This window comes from Myxococcus sp. AB025B (assembly GCF_006518215.1).
Lineage (GTDB): Bacteria > Myxococcota > Myxococcia > Myxococcales > Myxococcaceae > Myxococcus > Myxococcus fulvus.
Genome location: NZ_SRLW01000379.1, coordinates 1 through 8146 on the forward strand (window position 1 = coordinate 1; position 8146 = coordinate 8146).

An 8146-nucleotide genomic window follows, 5' to 3' on the forward strand; every position below is an offset into this window, starting at 1 on the left:
GGGCGTGTCCACGGGGCCTCGTGTGGCCGCTCTGTGGATGGAGCGCTCCTTCCAGTTGGACCTGTTGAAACAGGATGAGCGCTACTTCACGGTATGGCCTGGCTGGATGGCGGGAGTGTCATGGAAGCTGGGGGCGCGGTGGGTGCTGGAGGCCAAGGGGCAGCTGCTCTGGGCCTATGTGCCCGTGGACGGGCGCACTCGCGCGGTGGGGTTCGGTGGCTTGTGGCTGAGCGGAGGGTATCGCTTCTGATGCGTGCGCCTGGACAGCCGTGGCTCCTGTCGATGCTCGTCCTCCTGGGGGCCTGCGGCGGCTTCAACAACGGACAGCTGGGGGAGGGCACCGTGCGCGGACGCATCCTCGGCGCCGACGCCGACGTGGCGTGGGTGAGCGTGTTCGGCGAGTCGGAGCTGATGACCGGTGTGTCCTCGGACGGGCGCTTCGAGCTGGAGGGTGTGCCCGCCAGGACGGTGGAGCTGTTCGTGCTGGCCTCGCGCACGCACGCGGCGCGGGTGCGGGTGGTGCCGCAGGGCGCGCGCATCATCGACGTGGGGGATATCGCCGCGGCGCCGGGCGCCTTCATCACCGTGAGGCTGCGAGGGCCGGACGGCAGCGTGCCCGAGGAGGGCGAGGTGGAGGTGGATGGCACGCCCTTCGATGACCTGCCGGTGGACCCGTCGACGGGCGAGCTGCGCGTGGGGCCCCTGCCCGAGGGGTGCTACGAGCTGGAGGTCGACGCGAAGGAGCACGCGAAGAAGGAGGAGCAGGTCTGCGTCAGCGAGGGCGAGGAGCGCCTGTACGACGTCGTCCTGGACAAGGTCGACGACGATGACGAGGAGGACGACGACTGACGAGCACCTGGAGGCGCTCAGTTCCCCAGGTCGCTCATGACGTGGATGGGCTCGCCGGGAGCGGTCGGTTTGCCATCGATGTCCCGGAGGTTCAACTCCCCCGTCGAGATGACCCAGACGTCGAGCCCGTCATCCTCGTCGAGGTTTGCCGCGCACGCCGCCGTGATTTCGCAAGCGGGGCAGGTGCCGGACAGGCCCAGGATGGGCTTCAAGCGGGGTGGCAGTTGCTCGGTGCTCACGGGCTTGTGGGGTGAAGGCGCTCCAGTGGTGGTCGCCCGGATGATGACGGCGTTCCTTCTCAAGAGAGGATCTGGGGTGTCGCGCGCCTCCCGGGACTCCAGTCGTGTGAAGTAGGCGTAGCGGCTGTCCGGCTCGGGCTCGAACAGGACGTTCGCGAAGTCGGGAGAGTAGGCATTGCGGATCTCGTAGTAGGCCTTCTGGGAGATGTACCAATCCCGGAGGTTCCTCCTGCAATCCTGTGCGTAGGTCGCGTGTTGGGCCCTGAGGATGTTGGGGATGATGACCGCGGCGCCGATGCCGACGAGGGGGCAGCAGAAGAGCAGGGCGGCGAGTCCGACGATGACGTGCAGCACCCGAAGACCGCCACGCACGGGGGGCAGCGCGGCACCGCAGGTCGGGCACGAGACGGCGGCCCCTCGAGGGGCGGTGCTGGGGTCGATGGACGCCCCGCAGCGGGGGCATGACTTGCTGGTCATCAGAAACCTCCTGCTCGCGCCGTGGTGGGCGTCGCGCTTGTTTTGGACAGGAGAGGAATCTGGAGATGCTGGAGCCGATGGGACCCTAACGGCCCGCGGCCGGAGGCGAGTCGTCTCGCGGGGCAGGTGGGTGGACTACGCGACGCTGGCGTGAGCTGCGGGGCGCCGCGAGTTCACTCGCACGCAACCGAGGGGCAGAAGGGGCGCCCAGCAGGGCCCGATGGGACTTCAGACGCCCGTGACGCCTCGGATGAAGGCGAGCATCCGGTCGCACGTCGCATGCAGGTCCATGCGCTCCTCGGCCATGCGGCGGGCCTCGTGGCCCATGGTGCGCAAGGTGTCGGGGCTCGACACCAGCGAGTCGAGGGTCCGCGCGAGCGCCGGGTAGTCGCCCGCGGTGACGAGCCGCCCGTCCACGCCGTCGCGCACCAGCTCGCCCACGCCGCCCACGGGCGTGGCCACCACCGCGAGGCCCGCGGCCTTCGCCTCCGCGATGGCCCACGAGGACATGTCCGCCATCGTCGGCAGCACGAACAGGTCCGCCGCCTGCGCCAGGCCAATCAGCTCGGGCGAGTTGGGCCGGACGCCGGTGTGGACGCGGACGCCGGGCGGCGCCTCGAAGGTGTCGGACGTCACCAGGTCCAGTCGCCAGTTCCTCAGCCGCGTCTCCCGGGCCCAGCGCAGGAGCAGGTGTCCGCCCTTGCGGCCCAAGTCCCCTCCGACGAAGAGCAGCCGCACCACGCCGTCCCGTGCCTTGCGCTCGGGGGCCGGACGCCACAGCCGGGTGTCCACGCTCGGCCAGACCACGTGCACGCGGGCGCGCGGGACGCCGTACTCCTCCACCAGGGAGCGCTTGGTGAACTCCGAGAAGGACAACATGCCCTTCGCGATGGAGTAGGTGCGGCGGTGCAGCGCGTTCTTCGCCTTGCCCACCCAGCCACCGTGCTGCGAGCGCAGGCCGTAGTACCGGAGGTAGTCCTCCAGGCCGCTCGGCGTGGCGTCCGTGGAGACCACGCTGGGCACGCGCCCCATGAAGTCGTGCGCCAGGTGCGCCATGCGCTGCGTGTGGACCACGGCGGCCTGCACCGGCGCCTGCGCGAGCGCCTGATTCAACGCCGAGCGCGTCCGCAGCCCTCCGCGAAGCGACAGGCGAGAGCGCACCAGGGGCAGCCCTTCCCAGAGGTCGTCCGCGTGCTCGTCGATGGGCAACCACACCGGCGTGATGTCGGTGCGCGCGGCCATGGCGCTCTTGAGGTTCTGCAGGAAGACGGCGTTGCCGAGCGTCGTCTCGATGGCGAATGCAATGCGTGGAGGCGCCGACATCGCTTGCATGTTCGTCCGTCGCGGCTCGCGGCGACATGCCGCGCACGGCATTCACCTAACTTCAGTCCGAGCGCCTTGTTAAGGCCCATGTGCCGCCACGGCGCGGTTCTCAACGTGCGAGAAGATGCATGGTGGATGTGCCGACATCGTCACACCAACCTGAACCGTCCTTCAGTTATCGCCAGGCGCACGGCGCCCACCGTGGCGGCGGCATCCTGCTCGCTGGTGTCGAGCACATGACCCTCCGGGAGGGAGGCGTCGCGAAAGCCGCGCCAGATGCCACGCAGCACGGCGGCCTCCGTCAGGGCGTCCGAAGTGGTGCGCGCCTGGGCTCGCGCCACCGTCCGGGCCTCGTCGGGCAGGAGGATGACCAGCCGCAGGTCGAGCGGGTGTGCGCGCGCGGCGGCGAGCCAGGGCGCGAAGAACCAGGGGCCGATGACCCCATCGACCACCACCTCGTACCCGCCCGCGGCATAGGCCGTGGCGCTCGCGACCAGGGTGTTCATCACCGTGATGTTCTGGTCATGGGCCTCGGTGCGCCAGGGCTCGAGGTAGCCCTTGCGGACGTAGGCATAGAAGTCATCCGAGGGCAGGTGGACCGCCCGCGCCTCGGGTGACTGCTCCGCCAGCCTTCGCGCCACGGTGGACTTCCCGGCACCCGAGGGGCCGGAGACGAGGATGACACGCGGTGCTCGCATGGTGCCCAGCGTACCCCGGCCATCAATACCTCACAGGACAACCTTCCACCGCCATGACGCAACGATGACCGTCTCGTGGAGGGCCCCATGCCCTGCCTCCATCCGCGCGGCGTACCTTCATTCGCGAGTGCTCGAGTCGTCGTTCCCCCAGTGGCTCCGTCATGGGGCCAACGCGCGAGGAGGCGCGTTTCGAATCGCCATGAACTTCACCTTGATGGGATTGTGGGGCCACATGGGCCTCTTCGCGAAGCTCATCGTCATCGTGATGGGCGTGATGTCCGTGTTGTCATTGCTCATCCTCGTCGAGCGCGCGCTCGTCTTCCGGACCGCGCGCCGCAACTCGCGCAAGTTCGCCTCGGAGCTGGCCGCGCTGCTGGCCAACGGGGACTTCGACACCGCCGCCCACGTCAAGCTGGGGCCCGACGTGGGCTACCTCGGCCGCACCATCCGCGCCGGCCTGACGGCCTATCGCACCGCCTCCGATGACGACCGCAACGAAATCATGGAGTCCGTCGCCCGAAACCTGGAGCGGCAGGCGCAGCGCGAGGTGCAGGGCATGAAGCGCGGCCTGGGGCAGCTGGCGACGGTGGCCTCCACCGCGCCCTTCGTGGGGTTGCTCGGGACGACGATGGGCATCGTCACCGCGTTCCAGCAGATGGGCGAGACGGGCGCGGGTGGCATCGGGAACATCTCCACCGGCATCTCCGAGGCGCTGGTGACGACGGCCTTCGGCTTGCTCGTCGCCATCCCCGCGGTCATGGGCTACAACTCCCTGCAGGGCTGGGTGGACGCGCGCGCCGTGGACCTCGCCGAGGCGAGCAACGAGTTCCTCGACGCCGTGGCCCGGGTCCTCAAGCGCTCCCGCGTCGCGGCGGGCTGAACCGGGCGCCGCGCGCGGCCTTCCGAATCCGCCGGAAAATACGGCCGGGAATATCCGGGCCCAGGCTCGTTCAGGTGCCGAGGCCGGGAAGCAGAAGCGCGACGCGCTCCTTCCCGTCTCCGGCGTGCCATTCGGGCACGCCCTCCTTCGAGGGGGACCTGGACCATGAAGATTCGGACTCAAAAGAAGCAGTGGCTGGCAGGCGCGCTCGCGGGCGCCCTGCTCGTGCCGGCGGCGGCGCTGGCGAACGAGACGCACGCCTACGGCATCGCCAACTTCGGCGGCTCCGGGCAGTGCTCGGGCTCGTCGCACTCGGTGCACACCCAGACGGCGTCGGCGTTCGCCAGCTACTTCACGTCGCTGCGCAACTCCGGCCTCTGGTCCGACGTGCGCACGCTCTCCAACATGAACGTGACGCGGGACCTGTGGACGGACCCGGCCAAGGGCGCGGTGGGCGAGTCCAACGACGCCGCCCTGAACGCGGGCGTGGACGACGCGGACGTCATCTTCATCCACACGCACGGCGGACACCAGGTGTCCACGCCGCGCAGCTCGCTGGTCATGGGCAGCAACAGCCCCTCCTGCTCGGCGCTCACGGACAGCCACATGCGGCTGGGCAACGGCAAGCTGGACATCGCCGTCATCAAGGCCTGCCGGTCCGGCAACATCGAGGTCTGGGAGCGGGGTGGCTACCGCCAGCAGTTGGTGACGGCCACCAGCGGCTTCAGCGTCTGGAATGCCTTCCACGGCGACTCGTCGTGCGGCGGCTTCGTGAAGGACTACCTCGAGGACTACCTGGAGGACTCCCGCAACGACGGCGTCGGTGAGAACTGGATTGATGAGGCCTACGACTGGGGCCTCATCTACGACGACTGCCCGGTCTCCATCGTCTTCGGAGACTCGAAGGCGAAGCGCAAGAGCATGTACGAGGCGGGTGGGTGGAGGGACCGCAAGAACACCGGCAGCAAGACGGGCTCCTCCTACTTCTACGTGAGCGGCTGCAACCCGGACAACGGTCGCAAGCTGCCCTGAGCCTCCCTCTCTCCACCCATCCATTCTTTTCGGACCTTGAAACCATGAAAACCCAACTCATCCGATTCCTGACCGCATTGCCTCTCACCGCGCTGCTCGGCTGCGACACCGCGGCGCCCCTGGCGGAGGAGGGCCAGGACACCGCGCCCGCGCAGGTGGCCCAGGCGGCGACCACCGTCAGCTTCGCCTTCGACTCCAGCGGCATCGCCGCGCTGCCCTCGGGCGCGCTTCCCACGCAGTTGCTGCCGGCCTCGGCCTTCAACGAGGCGATGGTCCAGCGCGGGCTCATCGGCACCTCCGAGTCCTTCACCGTCGCGGAGGAGCTGGGCACGCGCCGCGACCTGGAGTCGCCGTCCTGGCGGTTCGAGCGGGACATCTCGTCCGGCCGCGTGCTGGTGCTGAACAAGGTGGAGAGCGGCCCCGCGACGCCGCAGGAGCCCGGGGTGTTGCAGCGCAACGCCGTGGCGCGGCTGCAGCGCTGGGGCATCCCCTCCGGGGAGATTGGGGAGATTCGCCAGGTGCAGTCCTTCCTGCAGAACGAGGAGGTGGGCGAGGTCTCGCCCGCGGAGCTGCACCGCCACAAGACGTTCGTGCTGCGCGCCATCAATGGCATCCGCGTGCAGGGGCACCGCGCGGTGGTGACGCACGGCGTGGACGGTGGCTTCCAGCGCGCGCTCATCCGCTGGCCGGCGCTGGCGCGTGAGGGGCACCTGCTGCGCACCCGCCTGAGCACGGCGGAAATCGAGCGCAAGGCGACCGAGGCGCTCGTGGCCGAGGGCCTGACGACAGGCCGCGTGCGGCTCAGCTGGAAGTACGTGCCGCGCCAGCTCACCGACGGCACCTGGGCGCTGACGCTGCAGGTCAACGCCTCGCTGCCCTCCGTCAACACGGACACCCACACCGAGGAGCCTCGGGTGATTGACGTGGATGTGAACGCCGTCCCGTAGTCGCGGTGTGTCACCTGCTCGCCCCGGCCTCTTGTGGGCGGGGGAGGGCGGCAGGGTGGCGGATTCGATTTCCGCCGCCTCCAGTTGAAAGGGCTCGTCATCCTCAGGGGGCGAGCCTCTTCGCTCACGCCGAGTTGGTGGAGGCGCTTCGTGCTCACGCCGTGGCGAGTGGCCCGGCCGGTCTGCTCCCTGCGGGTCTTGCAGGTTTTGAGTTGCAGTAGGGCGCTACACGGAGGCCCAGCTTCCAGACGGCTGGACTATTCCAGTGTGCGTTCTCCTTGCCGATAGGGATTCGAGCATTTTGGACCTGTCACGTCGTTCAGATGTGGAAGGACTGGTAGTACCTTGAGTCTGCCTTTGCGCGACCCCTGTTGCGCTGGCACTCGGAGCGTCCTGCCCATGTCCAATCCATCTGACTCTCGGCCTGCCGGGAGCGCTGTCCCATGTCGCCCGAGCATCGCGCGCGTCCATGGCCTCTTCGAGTCGGAGACGGGCCTGCGTGTGACGATGGAGAGCGTCGCAGGGTTGCCGCTCAACACCCTGCTGTCCGTTGTCCAGGTGCGTGACCGCAACTTCTCCGAGGCGCTCATCCTCTACGGGTGCACGGAGGTCGCGGTGGCCTTGGCCTGCGTGTATGCGCACATGGACGACGCGGCCTTCGCGCTCGGCAGCGTCAACCCGGTGGCAACGGAGCCCGGTGCAGCTCCGCGCTGTCGCACGCTGACGAAGCCGCTGACCGCGTAGCGGCGGCACCCCGTTCCCTTCACCACCACGGAGCCACCATCGGCGCGGCGCGACTCGCTCCAGCCGACCGGGAGGCGTGTGTTCTTCGTGCCTCATCCCGGGGCACGCACAGGAGGCGTGTATGCACAGGAGTCGAAGCTGTCTGGCCGCCGCGCTGCTGCTGTTGCCGGCGACAGGAGGGGCCTCGGAGCCTTCAGCCCCGGAGGAAGAAGCCTCCACCACTTCGGCCGCACCACCCGCGCGCAAGTGGCACTACCTGACGCGCGTGGAAACCACGTCGTTCGCGTTGCTGCCTCGCGCTGGCGCGGGGGAAGACGAGGGCTTCGTGCAGGTGGCGCCCACGTTCATCCTCGACGGTGGTCCAGAGTTCGGCGTCAACCTGGGGGCGCCCGTGCGCTTTCGCCTGTGGGGCGGGAACGACGGCGGGACCCTCGTGCGTCGCGAGGACTGGGACACGCTCTCGGACTGGGGGCAGCTCGTTCGCGGCCTCAAGTTGGGTTCCGACGACGCGCCCCTTGGCGTCTGGTTCGGCGCGCTGGAGGCGTACAAGCTCCTCTCCGGCCATCTCGTCCGCCGCTACTCCAACCGCACGAATCCCGACTACCACCCGGCCGGGGGCATCTTCACGGGCACGTTGGGTCCGCTCTACGCAGAAGCGTTCGCCTCGGATGTGCTCGGCGCGCGGCTGGTGGGCGCGGAGCTCTCCCTGGACCTGGAGCACATCCTCTTCGGGCAACCCGAGCAGCGGGGCCGGTACACGCTGGCCCTGTCCTCCGCCCATGACTGGGGGAGAGCGGGAGGAGCAGCGCCCTCGATGACGCTGGCCCACATGGATGCCATGGCGGTGATGGTGGTGCGGCCCGGCATGGAGGCCTACGTGAACGCGGGGTGGGGCGGGCAGCCGGGAGAGGGCGGTGCTTGGGGCGCTGTCATGGGAGGCGGGGTGGACTCCCTCTC

8 protein-coding genes and 2 pseudogenes are annotated in these 8146 nt (G+C 69.2%); 7 read left to right on the top strand and 3 right to left on the bottom strand.

Annotated elements, in window-relative coordinates; all coding sequences use genetic code 11:
• Positions 1 to 250 (top strand): annotated as a pseudogene (locus tag FL311_RS38260) (caspase family protein); the annotation flags it as partial.
• Entirely contained in the window at positions 250 to 849 is a 600-nt protein-coding gene (locus FL311_RS38265; RefSeq protein ID WP_141332600.1) for a carboxypeptidase regulatory-like domain-containing protein, read from the top strand. The pseudogene FL311_RS38260 and the gene FL311_RS38265, both read left to right, overlap by 1 nt.
• A gap of 17 nt (positions 850 to 866) precedes the next feature.
• On the opposite strand, the gene FL311_RS38270 is transcribed toward FL311_RS38265, so the two are convergent.
• The 3 genes from FL311_RS38270 to FL311_RS38280 all read right to left on the bottom strand — a co-directional run bounded on the left by FL311_RS38270 (position 867) and on the right by FL311_RS38280 (position 3586).
• Positions 867 to 1565, bottom strand: coding sequence for a hypothetical protein (locus FL311_RS38270; protein WP_141332601.1), 699 nt, complete (start codon positions 1563 to 1565; stop codon positions 867 to 869).
• A 228-nt stretch (positions 1566 to 1793) separates the two neighbouring features.
• Positions 1794 to 2897: a glycosyltransferase family 4 protein gene (locus tag FL311_RS38275; RefSeq protein WP_228557355.1), complete on the bottom strand. Its 1104-nt coding sequence runs from the start codon at positions 2895 to 2897 to the stop codon at positions 1794 to 1796.
• Between the two features lie 140 nt (positions 2898 to 3037).
• Positions 3038 to 3586, bottom strand: a complete 549-nt coding sequence (locus tag FL311_RS38280; protein WP_141332603.1) for an AAA family ATPase — start codon at positions 3584 to 3586, stop codon at positions 3038 to 3040.
• Between the two features lie 199 nt (positions 3587 to 3785).
• Between FL311_RS38280 and FL311_RS38285 the strand changes: the two genes are divergently transcribed.
• From FL311_RS38285 to FL311_RS38305, 5 genes and pseudogenes are all read left to right on the top strand, one after another.
• Complete coding sequence (locus FL311_RS38285) at positions 3786 to 4466, top strand: MotA/TolQ/ExbB proton channel family protein (RefSeq protein ID WP_141332604.1); 681 nt, start codon at positions 3786 to 3788, stop codon at positions 4464 to 4466.
• Between the two features lie 165 nt (positions 4467 to 4631).
• Positions 4632 to 5498 (top strand): DUF6345 domain-containing protein, encoded by an 867-nt coding sequence (locus tag FL311_RS38290; RefSeq protein ID WP_141332605.1) that lies wholly within the window; start codon positions 4632 to 4634, stop codon positions 5496 to 5498.
• A 44-nt stretch (positions 5499 to 5542) separates the two neighbouring features.
• Entirely contained in the window at positions 5543 to 6445 is a 903-nt protein-coding gene (locus FL311_RS38295) for a hypothetical protein (protein WP_141332606.1), read from the top strand.
• Positions 6446 to 6952: 507 nt separating this feature from the next.
• Positions 6953 to 7189 carry a hypothetical protein gene (locus FL311_RS38300; protein ID WP_194869544.1) on the top strand — a complete coding sequence of 79 codons (237 nt, stop codon included), beginning with the start codon at positions 6953 to 6955 and terminating at the stop codon, positions 7187 to 7189.
• Positions 7190 to 7310: 121 nt separating this feature from the next.
• Positions 7311 to 8146: pseudogene (locus FL311_RS38305) on the top strand (hypothetical protein); the annotation flags it as partial.

Bases quoted from the DNA above. Each gene is read 5' to 3' on its own strand.
- FL311_RS38295 (WP_141332606.1), top strand. From the start codon at position 5,543: ATGAAAACCCAACTCATCCGATTCCTGACCGCATTGCCTCTCACCGCG.
- FL311_RS38300 (WP_194869544.1), top strand. From the start codon at position 6,953: ATGGAGAGCGTCGCAGGGTTGCCGCTCAACACCCTGCTGTCCGTTGTC.
- FL311_RS38290 (WP_141332605.1), top strand. From the start codon at position 4,632: ATGAAGATTCGGACTCAAAAGAAGCAGTGGCTGGCAGGCGCGCTCGCG.
- FL311_RS38265 (WP_141332600.1), top strand. From the start codon at position 250: ATGCGTGCGCCTGGACAGCCGTGGCTCCTGTCGATGCTCGTCCTCCTG.
- FL311_RS38280 (WP_141332603.1), bottom strand. From the start codon at position 3,586: ATGCGAGCACCGCGTGTCATCCTCGTCTCCGGCCCCTCGGGTGCCGGG.
- FL311_RS38275 (WP_228557355.1), bottom strand. From the start codon at position 2,897: ATGCAAGCGATGTCGGCGCCTCCACGCATTGCATTCGCCATCGAGACG.
- FL311_RS38270 (WP_141332601.1), bottom strand. From the start codon at position 1,565: ATGACCAGCAAGTCATGCCCCCGCTGCGGGGCGTCCATCGACCCCAGC.
- FL311_RS38285 (WP_141332604.1), top strand. From the start codon at position 3,786: ATGAACTTCACCTTGATGGGATTGTGGGGCCACATGGGCCTCTTCGCG.